This window comes from Aquipseudomonas guryensis, from assembly GCF_014164785.1.
In the GTDB taxonomy this organism is placed as follows: domain Bacteria; phylum Pseudomonadota; class Gammaproteobacteria; order Pseudomonadales; family Pseudomonadaceae; genus Aquipseudomonas; species Aquipseudomonas guryensis.
Window position 1 is genome coordinate 1,460,130 of the sequence record NZ_JACJFN010000001.1, and the last position, 16,920, is coordinate 1,477,049.

14 protein-coding genes and 1 tRNA gene are annotated in these 16,920 nt (G+C 54.2%); 9 read left to right on the forward strand and 6 right to left on the reverse strand.

Annotation, left to right across the window (positions count from 1 at the left end; genetic code table 11):
- Window positions 1-45: 45 nt before the first annotated feature.
- The 9 genes from H3H45_RS06680 to H3H45_RS06720 all read left to right on the forward strand — a co-directional run bounded on the left by H3H45_RS06680 (window position 46) and on the right by H3H45_RS06720 (window position 12,086).
- Window positions 46-1,659 (forward strand): hypothetical protein, encoded by a 1,614-nt coding sequence (locus H3H45_RS06680; RefSeq protein ID WP_182832922.1) that lies wholly within the window; start codon window positions 46-48, stop codon window positions 1,657-1,659.
- On the forward strand, window positions 1,656-2,927 hold the full coding sequence (locus H3H45_RS06685; protein ID WP_182832923.1) for a hypothetical protein: 1,272 nt from the start codon (window positions 1,656-1,658) through the stop codon (window positions 2,925-2,927). Before H3H45_RS06680 ends, H3H45_RS06685 begins: the two co-directional genes overlap by 4 nt.
- On the forward strand, window positions 2,920-4,059 hold the full coding sequence (locus tag H3H45_RS06690) for a glycosyltransferase family protein (protein WP_182832924.1): 1,140 nt from the start codon (window positions 2,920-2,922) through the stop codon (window positions 4,057-4,059). The genes H3H45_RS06685 and H3H45_RS06690 overlap by 8 nt, the downstream gene beginning before the upstream one ends.
- A gap of 418 nt (window positions 4,060-4,477) precedes the next feature.
- Entirely contained in the window at window positions 4,478-5,107 is a 630-nt protein-coding gene (cysC, locus tag H3H45_RS06695; protein ID WP_182832925.1) for an adenylyl-sulfate kinase, read from the forward strand.
- Entirely contained in the window at window positions 5,095-6,933 is a 1,839-nt protein-coding gene (locus H3H45_RS06700) for a hypothetical protein (protein ID WP_182832926.1), read from the forward strand. Before cysC ends, H3H45_RS06700 begins: the two co-directional genes overlap by 13 nt.
- Window positions 6,934-7,014: 81 nt before the next feature.
- Window positions 7,015-8,196, forward strand: a complete 1,182-nt coding sequence (locus H3H45_RS06705; RefSeq protein ID WP_182832927.1) for a glycosyltransferase — start codon at window positions 7,015-7,017, stop codon at window positions 8,194-8,196.
- A 26-nt stretch (window positions 8,197-8,222) separates the two neighbouring features.
- Complete coding sequence (locus tag H3H45_RS06710; RefSeq protein WP_182832928.1) at window positions 8,223-9,692, forward strand: MBOAT family O-acyltransferase; 1,470 nt, start codon at window positions 8,223-8,225, stop codon at window positions 9,690-9,692.
- A 2-nt stretch (window positions 9,693-9,694) separates the two neighbouring features.
- Entirely contained in the window at window positions 9,695-10,873 is a 1,179-nt protein-coding gene (locus H3H45_RS06715; RefSeq protein WP_182832929.1) for a hypothetical protein, read from the forward strand.
- Window positions 10,874-10,895: 22 nt separating this feature from the next.
- Window positions 10,896-12,086, forward strand: a complete 1,191-nt coding sequence (locus tag H3H45_RS06720) for a glycosyltransferase family 4 protein (RefSeq protein ID WP_182832930.1) — start codon at window positions 10,896-10,898, stop codon at window positions 12,084-12,086.
- 140 nt (window positions 12,087-12,226) lie between these two features.
- Here H3H45_RS06720 and H3H45_RS06725 read toward each other — a convergent pair.
- The 6 genes from H3H45_RS06725 to H3H45_RS06750 all read right to left on the reverse strand — a co-directional run bounded on the left by H3H45_RS06725 (window position 12,227) and on the right by H3H45_RS06750 (window position 16,821).
- Window positions 12,227-12,302, reverse strand: a tRNA-Thr gene (locus H3H45_RS06725).
- A 290-nt stretch (window positions 12,303-12,592) separates the two neighbouring features.
- Complete coding sequence (locus H3H45_RS06730; protein WP_182832931.1) at window positions 12,593-13,798, reverse strand: methyltransferase; 1,206 nt, start codon at window positions 13,796-13,798, stop codon at window positions 12,593-12,595.
- Between the two features lie 45 nt (window positions 13,799-13,843).
- The gene (locus tag H3H45_RS06735) at window positions 13,844-14,533 is read right to left on the reverse strand and encodes an ABC transporter permease (protein WP_182832932.1); all 690 of its coding nucleotides are present in this window, start codon (window positions 14,531-14,533) and stop codon (window positions 13,844-13,846) included.
- Window positions 14,530-15,225, reverse strand: coding sequence for an ABC transporter permease (locus H3H45_RS06740; protein ID WP_173211390.1), 696 nt, complete (start codon window positions 15,223-15,225; stop codon window positions 14,530-14,532). Before H3H45_RS06740 ends, H3H45_RS06735 begins: the two co-directional genes overlap by 4 nt.
- 55 nt (window positions 15,226-15,280) lie before the next feature.
- Entirely contained in the window at window positions 15,281-16,033 is a 753-nt protein-coding gene (locus tag H3H45_RS06745; protein ID WP_182832933.1) for an ABC transporter substrate-binding protein, read from the reverse strand.
- Window positions 16,034-16,047: 14 nt separating this feature from the next.
- On the reverse strand, window positions 16,048-16,821 hold the full coding sequence (locus tag H3H45_RS06750) for an ABC transporter ATP-binding protein (protein ID WP_182832934.1): 774 nt from the start codon (window positions 16,819-16,821) through the stop codon (window positions 16,048-16,050).
- Between the last annotated feature and the right edge of the window lie 99 nt (window positions 16,822-16,920).

Here is a 16,920-nt window from a genome sequence, read left to right on the forward strand (position 1 = left end):
TGTCAGCGGGGCTGCTTGAGACTTAGCGAAAGTAGGGATAGAGGCGTGAAATATAAATTTGACTCTAAGGAAGGTTTTCTCTATTCGCTTGCTAAGCAGTGGTATGGACTGAGTCGGCGCCTTTATCGCCTTGGGTATGGGCAGGTCCGGCGCCTTTATCGTCTTTCAAAACACGCGATTATTAATGCCTACCTCTTACTGTTGAGTAAGCATCGAGAAAGGAAGCTTCTTTCTAGTACTGAGCCTGTGAAAGAGGTAAATGTATGGCTGAGTAAGAAAGATCATGTGCCGGTATATTGCTATAGGTTTTTTGATCGAGAGATTGACAGTGCTAGTGTAGTTGGGCGGCTACTTCTTGAAGAGTGCAGTGGCATTGTTTGTGAGGAGCTGCGTTCTTACATTCGAATTAGATCCTACTTTGCTCAAGACTTTAGGGATTTGGCGAGGGAGGATATTTCAGGCGTGATCAATAAAATTTGTACGTATGGCGGGCCTGAACGTCAGGTGCGTAAGCTTAAGGGGCTGCTGATCAAATTTGTTGTGGGGAGATATAGCGCTGCTGATACTTTTGGGGTCTTGGAGTCCGCAAACGTGAGAAGTGGGGATATATCTGAGCATTTGAAGTTGAAGATGATTGCTCGGATTGTCCGGGATTCGCGAGAAGACTTACTTCTGAAGTGGCGAGATATATACTTCGCTGAATTTTCGGCTCCAGCGCTTGTGAAGCTCAATATGTATGAGCGTGAGTTGGGCGGCCAAGGCGACATCCTTTCACTTGAGCGTGCATTTTGCGCGCTTCCATTTTATATCTCTCGCTATTACTCTCAGTTTTTAAAGCCGATTTTTGATGGGGTTCCTGCGGCACAAAACTATACCGATGCGCGTTATGCTCCAAGTAGGCAGGAAGAAATCCGTTCATATATTTTAGAGAGGATCCGATCGCGTGAGGCATGTGCATATATCAGGCTTGGCGATGGCGAGTGTTATGGTTTTGACAGCGATGGAGAGTTTGTAACTGAGGAGGGTTTGCTTCGCCAAGAGCTGCACTGGTGGGGGAGCGGTCTTGATGATGCGTTGAGAGCCGAACTTGTCTCGCGCTTCAGAGACAGTATTGGCGTTGCCTCTATCCTTGGGGTGCCGACGGTAAGTCGACTGATTAGAGATTTTAACTTGATAAAGGCTGATGCCTATCCAGTGAACTCTCTGATGTGCCGAATTTTGGCGGTGATGAAAGGAAGTGCGCCATTGCTAAGTTCGCGATTGGTTGTTGAGGATCAAAGTAATCTCTTTATTTTTAATGCAGAATTTTTGGATAAAATCTGTGAGCAGGCCGATAAAGTCGTTGTCGTCTCGGGGTTGAGTTCGGATAAAATGGCAGACTATTTTTCTTGTGCCAAGTACTCATTTATCGATATTCCAACTCATCGACTGCTTCGTGGTGAAGATTTTGCTAGCTCGAAAGAGGGGGCTTTGCCCTTTGTGTATCGTCGGTATGAGCAAGAGATAGCGGCCCTTGCCGGCCCAGGAGTTGTATTTTTAATTTCTGCTGGCTTTATTGGTAAGATATTTATAGCTCAAGCGGCAAAGAATGGTGCTGTGGCATTGGACGTTGGGCAGTATTTGGTTTCGTATGTGTCGGGCTCTGAGGTTACATCGTGAAAGTCCTAGCAGCGATCAAGTTTGTCTTTTTATTCTATAAGGGTTTGGAGCGAAATTTCAAGATTATAGGTTATGGGCGAGTTCCTGAGATTTATATTACGGAGAAGGTCACGGAGAAATATGCCTTTGCTAAAGGCTTTCGCAGCATTGGCGCTGTCGTGAAGAATTTAAAGCGCGAGCTTTTCGCGGGTGCGGTAAGAAATTTTGACTTTCCTGATGCTCAAGTGCTTTTTTGTGGTGCCTCGGAAAATAATGAGCGAGAGTTTCGGTATTTTGCAGAGGCTTTCTCTTCTTTGGGGGAGAGTGTCAAGTACTCGAGAGTTAATAATGTTTCATTTTTCGAGCAGACCCGCTCGAGGCACAGCCCAAAAACGCGGTCTGTTTTTATATTGATATTTATTCTTTCGCTGATTTATACCGTGCGAATTAAAATATGCCCTACGTCGTATAAGTACCTGGTTTCTTACGCTCGGTTGTTTGGGTGGGTCTATCTGAGCGCGATTGATCGTGTTGATGCCACTAAGTTGGCGGTGGTTGCTAACGATCATACGGACCTTCCAGTCGCGTTCAGCATGGTCATGCAGCTTTTTGGTGTTCGGATGCTCTATCTTCAGCATGCAGAGGTGACTGAGAAATTCCCTGCTTTGGATTTCGATTATTCGATATTGAGGAACGTACGCTCGCGTAGAGTTTATGAAGGGATTGCTCCTGTAAAAGGCTCTGTATTTGTTATCCCTAGAGTTTTTGAGTTGCCGGGCATCGCTAATCTATCAAATTCGCTTCCTGCTAACATTCATGTTGTGGTGTATCTGAGTTCGGTGTTTGATGCGGTGCAGGTTCGTATATGCATTGAAGCGTTAAAAAATAACCCAAATATTATCTCTGTTTCCATTAAACGTCACCCTCGCGTGCCTGTCGAAAAGATCCATTCGGTGGTGGGTGTCGAGGTTTTTGATGTTGTTCCGGGTCATGAGCATGTTGCGGTGGTTCCTAACTCCTCAGTGGCTGTTGAGTTGTTAGAGGCAGGTGTGAGGGTCTATCAGTACTTTGCCCTTGATAGTGTGTCGCCTGATTACTATGGGTTTGTAAGAGATGGCATTACTCGTGAGCTAACGGCAGGTGACTTGTGTACTAGCTTTTGGAATGATGATTTTTACAGCAAAGACTGGCTGTCTAAATTTAAAGTTTATTCGCCGGCAGTTGACGAAGAGTGGCGCGCGGTGTTGCTTGAGGCGCAAGATAAAATAGGAGCTTTGCTTCGTGATTAATGTTAGGGGTTTAGCGCGAGGCTTAATAAAGTCAGCTTGGTTGAGGGTTCCATCTTGGCGCTCACTCAAATATATCGGGTGCTCTAATACTTATCTTTTTCTTCCTATCAATGGTGCAGGGCTAGGGCATCTGACCCGCACTCTGGCGGTCGCTCGCCGTCTTCAGCAGCAGAAGCCGGATGCAAAGATTGTGTTTCTTACCACAAGTATAGGCGTTACCTTGGTGCACCGTGCTGGCTTCGTTTGCCACCATGTAACACCGGCAGCACTTCTTAATGAAAGTCCAGCTGCCTGGAACCAATTGTTTTTTAAGAGTATCGAGGCTGTTCTGGCGCTTCATCGGCCCGGTACGCTGGTGTTTGACGGTACGGCACCCTATCTGGGGTTGCAGCGGATCATGCGTTTGTACACCCGCATCCGCTATGTCTGGGTTAAACGTGGCCTGTATAAGGCGGGTGTCGATCAGGAGAAGATTAAGGGCTATATCGAGCTCTTCGATAACATCATCGCGCCAGGTGAGCTCTCCGAGTTGGGGTCTGTCAATGAAGAAGCTGATAAGAAGGTTTGTCGGGTAGACCCAATTGCCCTGCTCGACCGAGCTGATCTCTTGGACCGAGCAACTGCCCGGAAGATGCTGCGTCTTTCCGAAGACTGCACCTGTGCTTATGTGCAGCTAGGTGCCGGTAATATCAACGGCATTGCCGACCTACAGGATCGCGTGATCAAGCATTTGCAGCGGCGAGGTATTGAGGTTGTATTGGGACAGTCGCCTATCGCGTTGAAGCCAGAGCCTAATCTAGATGCTGATAGTGTGATAGTGGACTACCCAAATAGCCGGTACTTCTCTGCATTTGATTTCTCCATTCTGGCAGGTGGTTATAACTCGGTCTGTGAGGCCGTTATGCTTGGGTTGCCTACCTTATTCGTCCCCAATATGTCGACTGGTGCCGATGATCAGTTACGTCGTGTCGAGATGGCGGCTCACTTTGGTCCCTATAAGGTGCTTACCGATATCAGTGAGAGGCAGTTGGATTCGGCGATAGACTCCTTTCTCGGTGAGTGTGTTCGGCCATGCTATCAAGGGCGTAATGGCGCTGAAGACGCAGCTCGATTGCTTTGGGAGATGAGATAGCGGTGTGTGCAATTAATGAGGCTTTCAATAGTTGGCTCAATATTTTTCTGGCTATTGAGTTGTGAGGGATATTTTCATGTGGCAATGTGATTTTTAATCAGCATTCATGAGTTTCTCTATAACTGTCCGAAGAAATTTTAAGCACAGTAGGTTTTTTTGCTTGGGTTTTTGATTTGACTGTTGTGTTGTTATCTGGCCACTTGTGATCCTGTTTGTTTGCTGGTTAATGAAATTTCAGTTTAATTTTGATTTATGCACTATGGGCGGCTTATTAATTTCTACACAGGCTGTGCTCGTGTTTTTGGGCGTTTCGTAAGTTTTTAAGATATGCGCCTTCAGGGCGCAGTGCCAGCAGGCTTAGGGCTTTCTGGTTTCTTGCACTTAAAATTTATGTATCGATTTTTTCTTGGGTCTGAGCATGGCTGATACACCGTACGAGAAGCAGAGCGACAATGCGTCGTTTGTAGTTTGGAGTCACAGTAGTGTTACGCCTGCAGTACGGGCTCAGAGTTTGGGGCAACAACCTGTCTGTATTTGGTTTACCGGCTTATCAGGTTCAGGCAAGTCGACTCTGGCCAATGCGCTAGAGGTGGCATTGCAACGTGCGGGGCTGCATACCATGCTGCTGGATGGCGACAATGTGCGCCATGGTCTGTGCAAGGATCTTGGAATGAGCGCCGTTGATCGTCACGAGAACATCCGCCGGGTAGCCGAGACGGCCAAGCTCATGGTTGATGCCGGCCTGGTGGTGATCGCTGCGTTCATATCGCCCTTTCGCGAAGATCGAGCCAGGGCTCGCGAGCTGCTTGAGCCTGGGCAGTTTTTTGAAGTCCATCTACAGACATCGCTGGCGGTTTGTGAGGCGCGCGACCCGAAGGGCCTGTACCACATGGCGCGTAGCGGCAAGATCGTCGACTTCACAGGTATCGACAGCCCTTATGAAGAGCCTGTAAGCCCGGAGGTGAGGCTGGATACTGCAGCCCATGACGTCGACGCGCTTGTGGCGCAGTTGCTCAGCAAGGTTTTCCCCTCGCGGTGGCCGTCTTGATCGCGAACTGCTCTGCCGTTCTGGCTTGGCTGTCGAGCTTTATCGGCCGCCTTGTACGGGTAGCTCCCCTGCAGGTGCCTGCTTCGATTCTGGCTTCGCTGTGTTCGCAGGTCTTTCAGATCGTGGCTTTTCTATTGCCGCTAAAGGTAATGATCCTGCTTGGCTCACATGGCGTACCGGGCTACTTTCCCCGATTCCTGGAGGGTATCGAGCGAGAGCGGCTGATTCTACTGCTGTCAGTAGCTGCAGCGCTGTTGTACATGATGCATCTGCTGATGGACTTCATCGGGGCTACTTTCGCTCGAGCGGGGAGCGACCGGCTTATCGTGCAGCGCCAAGAGGGTGAGGCACTTACAAAACAGCAGAAGATCGCCCTGAGCTGTTATCGAGGGGTTATCACGATAGCTGGCGGCTCGATATTTGCTCTCGGCGTGTTGAGCTTTCTGGGCTGGAGCAACGGCCAGTTGCTGGCCGTGGTGCTGGGCTATTTCGCTTCATGTTTCTTGCTAGCTGAGCTGGTGTTTACATGGAGGCCAGCCCTGCTCGAAAAGGCTATTGCCCAGTTCCCCCGTTTGATCGATGTGCTGTCTGCCTGCGGCTTTTTGCTGGTATTCGGTTTTCTGGTCAGGAGTTTTCTCTATGGCGAAGCCAAAGGGCTGCTGATGGGTATCCTGATCCTGTTGCTGTGCAGACAGATGTTCAGCCGTCTGGCGATGGCGCTGAAGAGCATCGAACGCCTGTATGGTCAGCGTGAGCGGGCTCTACTGGTTCTCGGTGGGCAACAGATAGGGGTATTCGATGAGGAGGAGGATGGGGACGAGTCCTTCCGTGATCCGCTTGAGCGAACTGACGAATTTGCTGCTGGGCCGGTAGGGCTTCTCGATGGTGGCGGAGGTGAGGCGCTTCTTCGTCGACGTGAGCAGGGGCAGCCTGACTTCTGGGGCGTGGTTGCCCCCGAGCACTGTGTGACCTGGGTAAGGGAGGTCCTGAGTGCGGCAGGCGTGACTACCCGCGAGATGCACATCGAACAGTTGGATGGGGGGCGCAAAGGCGAACTGACGCTGCACTTGGCATGCGCTGGAGCAGGGCAGAGCGCCGAACATTTTCTGTTCAAGGCATTTAACCGACAGGAAACGAAACGGGTGAACCGCGCTGCGACTTTGCTGACTCTGTATCCGGGGCAGGCAGCGGTAAGACTGCGGGCGGTTATCGAGCGCGATGGCTTCGCGGCACACCTATACGATTGGGCAGAGCAGGCGAGTCCGTTGGACAATGTTCAAGTCGTTTACGCATGCAGGGAGCAGGCATTTATCGAGTCCTGCGCCTGGCAGGTTCCCGAAGCACTTGTTGTCACATGTCAGCCGGGGAGCCTGGTCGAGCGCTGCAGTCCTGCGTTGTGGGCGCGTTGTCAGGTTTTTTCGCGCTGGCTGGATGCCGACATCCGAGAATCAGTGGATGCCTTTGCGGCGGTGCCTTTCCGCCTGCAGAGTGCGCTCGGAGAGCTCCCCCTGCGGCTGTATAACCCGGACATCACGCTTGGTAACACATATGTACTGAAAGACTCCCTGAAGGCACTCAGGTGGGAGAGTTGGACACTCGAGCCAATCGGCAGCGGCTGGCCTCTTGAGCTCGGGCTGGAGCGACTAGATCAGGTCTTTGCCCATGCTCGCGAGAGCAGCGAGGAACTGCACGCTTTATCTGCATTGCAGGTACGGCTGGCGGCGCTGGCTTTCGCCTTTGAAGAGCGCTGCGCTCAGTGGGCCTACCTCAGTGCATTCGCTTTGCTCGGGGAGCTCCGTGACACCCTCGATGCGTTGGAGTGCTAACCGAGCGGTTTTATTTTGTGGGTTTCGGCTGTGGTCAGTGGACATGGCATAAAGGGGGGGGGGCTTGTGGCACGTATTGCAATGATTGTCTGGAACGACTTCCTTAATGATGCTCGTGTGCTTAAAGAAGCGGAAAGTCTGGCTATGGCTGGATATTGCGTTGTTGTGAATGCGCTTCATGTACCAGGCAAAACCATGGTGGAAGAACCGCTTGGTAATGACATATGGGTTCGCCGGGTATCTACTTCGGTGATCTATTCCTTGCTGGGCGTCTTTACCGCTGCGCCAAGGCCCGCCAATCAGGCGAAGGCTGGTGCTTTGGCGGCACTCTGGAAAATCATGGGGCGTGCTTGGGGGCATTTCCTTCTGTTACGTAATGTTCTATTGCAGCGGCCCGATGTGGTTCATGCTCATGATGTCAACACCCTGCCTACGGCTTGGCTGGCTGCTCGTCTCTGCCGTGCCCGCCTTGTTTATGATGCCCATGAGATCAGCACCAGCCGTGAGGGTTACTCGAGCTTCAGGAAAATAGTCGCGTTGGTTGAGCGCAGCTTGATGCCCCGCGCTGAAGCTACTATTACCACCACTACTCTGCGCGCCAAGTTTTTTGCCCGGGCTTATGGTGTGGCCCGGCCGCTGGTGCTGCAGAATCGTCCACGCTTGCAGCGCGTCGAGCGCAGCCAGCGTATCCGAGATGAGTTGCAGCTGGTCGAGAGCTGGCCTGTGATTCTGTATCAGGGCGGACTACAGCCTGGTAGAGGTTTGGCCGAGCTGGTGCGGCTTGCTGGGGATGTACCGGATGCTTACTTCGTCTTCATCGGCGGCGGGAGCCTGGCCGACTCTTTAAGAGAGCTGGCGGAAAGCCTCGGTGTGAGTGACAGGGTTCGTTTTATCCCGACTGTATCCCTGGCTGATCTCCCAAGCTATACCGCTTCCGCTGACATAGGTGTTCAGCCGATCGAGAATACTTGCCTGAACCATTACACAACCGACTCCAACAAGCTGTTTGAGTATGTTCAGGCGGGGTTGCCGATTGTCACCTCGGATCTTCCGGAGATCCGCCGGGTTGTACGCACTTGGCAAGTGGGGGTTCTTGTTGCTCCGAGCGATTGGGCGTCCATGGCACATGCTCTAAGGTCTCTCGTTGCGGATGCGTCCGCCCGCCAGAAATATTCGCAGAACTGTTTGGCAGCCGCTGCTGATCTGAGCTGGGAAGCGCAAGAAAGTGAATTGTTGGCCCTTTATCGTGGGTTGAGCCTCTAGGGCTGAAGATATAAAAGGATCGCCACATGCTGTTCAGTTCGTATGAATTTATTTTCTTCTTTTTGCCAGTCACGGTGCTGGTCTATTTCTTCCTGAACCACCGGCGTTTGGTCGTGGCAGGGAAGTGCTGGTTGGTTCTTGCCAGCCTGTTCTTCTACGGTTGGTGGGATGTGGCCTATCTGCCGTTGATCGTCATATCCATGCTCTTCAACTTTGCCGTGGGTAGCGGGCTAGCACGTCAAGGCGACTTACGTGTTGGGTTTTCTAAGAAAACTATTCTGACTTTCGGCATCACTCTTAACTTAGTACTGCTAGGTTACTTTAAATATGTGGACTTCTTCATTGAGAACCTTAACTGGGTGCTCGATGAAGATTTGACCTTGCCCAAGGTCGTCCTACCGTTGGCGATAAGCTTCTTCACATTTACCCAGATTACGTATTTAGTTGATAGCTACCGGGGGAAAACCGGTGAGTATGACTTCCTGAACTATGCGCTGTTCGTGACATTCTTTCCGCACCTGATTGCCGGGCCGATTGTCCATCATTACCAGTTGATGCCGCAGTTTGCGTCTCGCTGGAATATGCTCAGACGCTATCGGAATATCTGCCTGGGGCTCTTCATATTCAGTGTCGGTTTTTTCAAGAAAGTTGTCTTGGCGGATACCTTTGCCGGCTGGGCAACCCCAGGATTCGACGAAAAGGAAGTGCTCGACTTTACTGAGGCCTGGGTAACCAGTTTGTCCTATACTTTCCAGCTGTATTTTGACTTTAGCGGCTATACCGATATGGCAATAGGTGCATCGCTACTCTTCAATATTCGCCTGCCGATAAATTTCAACTCGCCCTACAAGGCACTCAGTATTCAAGACTTTTGGCGACGTTGGCACATTACCCTTAGCAATTTCCTGCGGGATTATCTGTATATACCGATGGGCGGTAATAGAAATGGCGCGGCACTCACCTACCTCAACCTGTTCACTACCTTTTTGCTGGGGGGCTTGTGGCATGGTGCGAGCTGGATGTTTGTCATTTGGGGGGCGCTGCATGGTGGGGCTTTGGTGATTCATCGAGCATGGCAGCAGTTCGGTCTGCGCATGCCTGCCTTGCTAGGATGGTTTCTCACGTTCAACTTCGTAAATTTTGCCTGGGTCTTCTTTCGGGCCAAGGATCTTGAGTCCGCCTTCAAGGTGCTCGAAGGCATGTTCCTCTTCGATTCAGACGCTCTGGTCAGGGCCGCTGCAAGTCTTCAGAACTATAAATTTGATTCGTTGGCCAGCCTGCTTATCCCGGGTTTGGCAGCGGGGCAGCTCACGGTTTATCTATGGTTGCTAGGGGCTTTTGCGCTGGTTTTATTCTTCCGGAATACGAGTCAGTATACGGCTCCGGCGAGAGGGGTGGCTCTTTTCCAGCCGCTTGCTTATTCGTTTCTGGCGGCATTCGCGTTAACCGCTTCGCTGTTTTCGACCTACTCAGAATTTATATATTTTAATTTCTAACCATGAATAAAATTAATTATAAATTAGCGATCTATCTGTTCTTTTTTTTCGCCGCGGGTCTTTTTTCTGTCTTGCCCGTCGCGCTTTATTTTTATGATCCGCTGCAGTTGTTTCATGCGGCATGGGGGCGGTCGCCGACTTTTGATAAGGACATGCGGCAACAGGTTGCAGGGATTGTCCGTAATTACGATTTTGATTCGATAATTCTAGGTACAAGCATGCTGGAGAATTCGTCAGCTGCTGAGGCGGGGCGAGTGCTGGGAGGAGAGTTTGTAAACATTTCTATGTCTAGCTCGTTGCATTATGAGCGTTCTCTGGTTTTGTCCTATGTGCTTGGCAAGAAATCCCTGCGCAATGTGGTCTATTCATTGGATTATACGTATCTTTCACCTGGGTACGATCATCCGAATTACCCCAAGGAAACTTGGAGTTATCTGTATGATAATAATCGTCTGAATGATTTCAAGGCGTATTACAACGATAAGTATTTTCTGTGCCTGCTGCGTTGGTCTGTGGATCCACGTTGCGTTGGTAAGGCAAAGTCGCTGGATCGTCCCAATGCCTGGTTTATGCATCCGGACCATGCCAGTCGGTTCGGAGGGTTAGATAAGTGGTTGTCGGCGGTAAATAATGGGCAAATTAAGAGTGCGTTTAAAACTATTGCCGACTCCGCAAAAAGGGTAGGAGTGCCGGTACTTGTCGATGAGTCAAGGTATTTGTCTCGTAAATCTGAGATTCTTGCATACGTCGATGATCATGTGCTTGCGCATGCAAGGGGTAATCCAAAGACTAACTTTTACTATGTGTTTCCTCCGTACTCGAGGATACACTTTTCTATTTTGTATCAGACTCAGCCAGAGCGTGCGCGCCTGCATGAGGATGTCGTTCAGTACATCGTTAGTCAGTCGAAGAATATGCATAACGTACGTGTCTTGGGCTATGAGGATCAAGACTTTCTTGACGACATATCGAATTACAAAGATCCCCGGCATTACCATGAGAAATTTAATCGCATGTTTCTCGAAGACATGCGTGTCGGCCGTCATGTGCTTAACCAGGAAAATATAGCTGGGTATCTCTCTGTCGCTAAAGGAAAAGCCTTGGCCTTCGATTTGTCCGGCCTTGGAGCTAAAATTGAAGCGTATTTGAAGTCGAGTACTGAAAAGGGGGCAGGTCGATGACTCCCGTAAGAGAGACATCTAGTTGAAAACTCCGAAAATCCTGCTGCTCAGTTTTTATTATCCACCAGATCTTAGTGCCGGATCTTTCCGGGCCTCGGCGCTAGTTGATGCTCTACTCGCAGAGCGAGTTGGCAGGCTGAGGATCGATGTGATCACCACCCAGCCTTCTCGCTATGGCACCTACTCACCTGCAGCTCTGGGCGCCGAGGCTCGAGAGGGGCTGACTATCAGGAGGGTGATCCTACCTAAGGTTCGGCGGGGGATTCTGGGGCAGGTCTTGCTGTTCATTCATTTTGCGTGGGGGGCTTGGCGGCTCTCTCGTGGCCAGCAGTACGACGTGGTGGTGGCTACCTCATCCCGCCTTATGACGGCGGTTCTAGGGGCATTACTTGCGCTGGACAAGCGTGCCCAGTTTTATGTGGATATCCGCGACATTTTTGTCGAGACACTGGCGGAGGCATTTCCCTCTCGTCTGTTCAGGCCGCTGCATTGGGTATTTTCTGGGCTGGAGAAGTTCTGTCTGCGCCGGGCAAATAAAGTGAATCTGGTCTCTCCAGGATTCTTGCCTTACTTTCAGCCGCGATACCCAGACAAGGTATTCAGTCTGTTCCCTAATGGCGTAGATGCTGAGTTCAACAAGCCACTCGCAGGAATCAATGAGAGTCCGCCGCGTCCGTTGCGTATTGTCTATGCAGGGAATATAGGCGATGGGCAGGGCCTGCACTATGTCATCCCCGCGCTGGCAGCCCGACTGCGGGAGCAGGCTCATTTTTTGGTGGTCGGCGACGGCGGTCGAATCGCCGAGCTGGAAATGGCGCTCTCTTCGGCGGGCGTTGATAATGTTGAGTTACTTAAGCCGGTCAAGCGAAGTGTCTTACTGAATATTTATCGTGATGCGGATATTCTTTTCCTGCACTTGAATGATTTCAAAGCTTTCCGTCGAGTCCTGCCCTCTAAACTCTTTGAGTATGCTGCATCAAGCAAGCCTATTTGGGCTGGAGTCGCAGGTTATGCTGCGGACTTTATTCGTCAAGAGGTGCCGAACGCAGCGGTTTTTGCTCCCTGTGACATAGAGTCGGCGTTGGGCGCTTTTAAGCAACTTAGCTTGCAGCCTACTTTGCGCGATGAGTTTGTTCAGCGCTTCTCTAGGCAGCGCATCATGCAGGCGATGGCTAAAGATGTGCTGGCGCTATCTGCCCCCGAGAGCGTGTGACTGGAAGCAGGTCAGGCCGACGGTTTCTGTGCGTTTGACTGAGCCCTTACTCATCTAGCCTCCCCTTCGCGCTATTGCTCAACGTGATGCTGGACACAAACGAAAAAGGCCCACCGTAAGGTGAGCCTTTTTCGTTTGTGTGGTGCCGGCACCAGGAATCGAACCCGGGACCTACTGATTACAAGTCAGTTGCTCTACCAGCTGAGCTATACCGGCAAGGGCGGCCATTATAGCCATTGGTGGCGCGGAGTAAACCCGTTGCGATGCAGAAGAAATGGGGCTGGGTATCAGCAGCAATTTGCTTATGCACAATGACGAGGCGTGCTTGCTGCGTTTGGGCGAATTTTGTGCGGCAGATCGCAGATGGCTATAACGCGCTGTTTTTTATCGACTTTTAATTTTGATCAAGAAAGCGACAGCTTCCTGAGGGGCTGGGAGCGTGGGCTCTGGGGCGAGTTCTGCAGAATCTACTCACAGAGTTATCCACAGCTTTTGTGGGTAGCTTGTCAGGCGTGTTCGGCGAGCAGCAGCAGATTGCGTGGGCTGAGCTGGTAGCTACAGAAGCTGCCCAGCTTGACGCGGTAGCCCTGTGCTTCCAGATACAGGGCAAGATCGAGCAGCAGCCAGAGTTCCAGGGGGCGGCGGAACAGGTTGCGCAGCAGTTCGAGGTTGCGAACCTGGGCCAGGCGTTGCCAGCCCTGGGCTTCGAGATGCTGCCAGTCACGCGGCGTGGGTGCTGGCAACTCCTTGAGCGCGGACAGGTCGCGGCAGTAGTTGGCGAAGTCCTTGGCCAGCCAGCTGACCGGCAGAGAGGGGGTTGGCAGGTACTGGTCGCTGCCGCGCAGTTGTCGCTGCAGCAGGTCGAATGCCAGGCGCCAGGCCATCGACTGGTCGCGTTGGCGACGGACGCGTTGGCCGGCCGTGACGGTTTCGCTGAGTGGCAGGCCCAGGTCGTCACGCGACAGCTGCAAGGTCGAGCTTTGCGCCGGGCTGGAAAGCGGCTGGTAGTGCGCGGCCTGGATACGGTTGTAGCAGCAAGGGGCTACCGCCAGTTGCTTGCAGCCCTTGGCGCTGGCCAGTTGCAGCAGGCGCACATGGAGGTCGCCGCAGGCGTGCAGGGCCACTGGGGTGTGTTCGCTGAGCAGTTTGTCTGTGGCATCGGCGGCCAGCACATCCTGCTGCTGGTGCAGGGCTGGCAGGTGCAGGCGTGCGCTCAGTTGCTGGCCGGCGGCGACCAGTTGCGGGTCGTATTCCAGGCAGGTCAGTGCGCTGCCGTCGTGGGCCAGCAGGCGACCGAGGTGGCCTTTGCCGGCGCACCAGTCGAGCCAGTGGCTGGGCGCTTGGCGAAATTGCAGGCGGCTGGCGAAGGCTTCGATCTGCAGCCATTTGCGTCCCGGCACATCCACCGAGTAGCGCGCCGGCAGGCTTGCCAGGGTTGTGCCCGGTAATTCGCCGAGTTCGCTCAACTGCTGTGCTGTGCGCGCCAGTTGTGGGAAGGGCGCGGGGGCGTCGAGCAGGTGTGGCTGATTGTGGCTGGCTTCGGCCTGCTCCAGGCTGCGCGCGCGCAGCCAGTGTGCCAGCTGTGGGTGCTGAGTTTCCCAGGCCAGCTGCAGCTCGGTGAAGGGTTTCGGCCGCCACAGCGCTTGGTGGGCGACTAGAAAATCGTCCAGGGCCAGGAAGCGTTCGAGCAAGGCGGGACCGCTGAGAATCATCTGCGGTTCAGCTCTGTCGCGGCCAACCCCTGCCCGCAGGAGGGGTCAGCGGCCCTGGCAGGCATCTACCCGTAGCCAGCGCTCCAGCAGCTTGAAGCCGCGCACCAGGACGTAGGCGATGACCAGGTAGAACAGCCCAGCGGCGAAGAATATCTCCACCGGCAGGTAGGTGCGGGCGATGATGGTGCGCGCCATGCCGGTCAGCTCGAGCAGGGTCACGGTGCTGGCCAGGGCGCTGGCCTTGAGCATCAGTATCACTTCGTTGCTGTACGCCGGCAGACCGATACGCGCCGCACGCGGCAGGATGATGTAGACCATCGCCTGCGCCCGTGACATGCCCAGGGCGCGTGCTGCTTCGATCTCGCCCGGTGGCACGGCCTGGATTGCGCCGCGCAGGATCTCGGCGATATAGGCGGCGGTGTGCATGGTCATGGTCAGGATCGCGCACCAGTACGGATCGCGCAGATAGGGCCAGAGTGGGCCGTTACGCACGATGTCGAACTGCGCCACGCCGTAGTAGACGAGGAACAGCTGCACCAGCAACGGCGTGCCGCGGAAGAAGAAGATGTAGCCGTAGGGCAGGGCGCGCACGTACCAGTGCCGTGAGGCGCGGGCGATGCCCATGGGCAGGGCGAGGATCAGTCCGGCGATAACGGCGATGCCGACCAGTTCGAGGGTCAGCCAGGCGCCTTCGAGCAGTTTGGGCAGGTATTTGACGATGACTTCCCAGTTCACGACGCGCTCCTGACAAAACCACGACTGGAGCGTTTCTCGAGGAAATGCATGCCGATCATGGCGAGGACGGTCAGCCCCAGATAGATGAAGGCGGCGACCAAGAAGAAGGTGAAGGGTTCCTTGCTGGCGGTCACGGCGATCTGCGCGCGGCGCATGATTTCTTCCAGGCCGATGACCGAGACCAGGGCGGTGTCCTTCATCAGGATCATGAACAGGTTGCCCAGGCCCGGCAGGGCGATGCGCCACATCTGCGGCAGGATCAGCCGCCAGAAGATGCGCGGGCTGGACAGGCCAAGGGCCTGGCCGGCTTCGCGGTGGCCCTTGGGGATGGCCAGGATGGCGCCGCGGAACACTTCGGTGGCGTAAGCGCCGAAACACAGACCGAGGGCGATGGTGCCGGCCGCGAAGGCGTTCAGTTCGAGGTCGGGTTTGCCCAGTGCTTCACCGATGCTGCGCATCAGGTTGACCGTGCCGAAGTAGATCAGCAGGACCCAGAGCAGTTCGGGCACGCCGCGAACGATGGTCGAGTAGCTGCCACCAAGCCATTGCAGCGGCTTGTGCGGCGAAGTCTTGGCCAGGGCGCCGAGCAGGCCGAGCACAAGGCCCAGGCACAATGCGGAAAGCGCCAACTGGATGGTCATCAGCGCGCCAGCCAGCAGGGCCGGGCCGAATCCGTGGAGGTCGAAGATCATCTGAGGACTACTGCGAGGAATGACCGCCGCCCGCTAGGGCGGCGGTCAGGCGGCATCAATAGATGCTGAACGGGAAGTACTTGTCGTTGATCTGCTTGTAGGTACCGTCGGCGACGATTTCCTTCAGGGCAGCGTTCAGCTTCTCACGCAGCGGGTCACCCTTGCGTACGGCAATGGCGATCTTGTCGTTGTCGAAGACCGGCTCGCCCTTGAACTCGAAGTCCTTGCCGGCGTCGCTCTTCAGCCATTCCCAGTTGACGAACTTGTCAGCCAGCACGCCGTCGAGGCGGCCCGAGGACAGGTCGAGGTAGGCGTTTTCCTGGGTGTCGTAGAGTTTGATCTCGACCACGCCGTCCAGGTTGTCTTCCAGCCAGGTGCCGGCAATGGTGGCGCGCTGGGCACCGATGACCTTGCCTTTCAGGCTGACTTTGTCAGCTTTCAGGTCGGAAGCCTTCGGGGCGATGAATTGCAGTTTGTTGGTGTAGTAGGCGTCGGTGAAGTCGACCGCGGCTTTGCGCTCTTCGGTGATCGACATGGAGGCGGCGAGGAAGTCGAACTTCTTCGCGTTCAGGGCCGGGATGATGCCGTCCCAGTCGGAGGTGACCACTTCGCACTCGGCCGCCATCTTGGCGCACAGAGCCTTGGCGATTTCCACGTCGAAGCCGCCGACTTGGCCGCTGGCGTCGATCAGGTTGAAGGGTGGGTAGGCGCCTTCGGTGCCGATTTTCAGTTTGTCCGCGGCGATTGCACTGGTGCCGAAGGCCAGGGTGGCGACTGCGGCAAACAGGATCTTCTTATAGTTCTGCATCGTATTGCTCCGTGTTAGCGATTGCTGGACATGAATTGTTTACAGCGTGCCGATTGCGGGTTGTCAAACACCTGGTCGGGCGGCCCCTGTTCTTCTACCAGGCCCTGGTGGAGGAATACCACTTCACTGGAAACCTGGCGGGCGAAGTTCATCTCGTGGGTCACCAGCAGCATGGTGCGACCTTCATCGGCCAGCGCGCGGATGACGTTAAGCACTTCCTGTACCATTTCCGGGTCGAGGGCCGAAGTCGGCTCGTCGAACAGTATCACTTTAGGCTGCATGGCCAGGGTGCGTGCAATCGCGGCACGTTGCTGCTGACCACCGGACAACTGGTTGGGGTAGGCGTGGCGCTTGTCGGCGATACCAACCTTGGCCAGCAGGGCTTCGGCAATCTCGGTGGCTTCGGCGCGGCTTTTGCCCAGCACGCGGCGCGGCGCCTCGATGATGTTGTCGAGCACGCTCATGTGCGGCCACAGGTTGAAGTTCTGGAAGACGAAGCCGATCTCGCTGCGCAGGCGGTTGATCTGCTTGCTGTCGGCGGCGACCAGATCGCCGTTCTTCGCAGGCTTGAGCTTGAGCTCTTCGCCGGCGACCAGAATCTGGCCCTGATGCGGGTTTTCCAGCAGGTTGATGCAGCGCAGGAAGGTCGACTTGCCTGAGCCGGATGAGCCGAGGATGGAGATCACATCGCCGTCGCGGGCCGTCAGCGAGATGCCCTTGAGTACTTCAAGGTCGCCGTAGCGTTTGTGCAGATTGCGAATTTCCAGCGCGGGCGTTGCCTCGGCCATGGGGGGTCCTCTTGGGTACGGAGTGCGCTCCGGCGGCTGGCCGCCATCCTGGCGTGGCGCCAAGCTAGCATAGCGCCAACTGGGGCGCCAAGCGGGTAG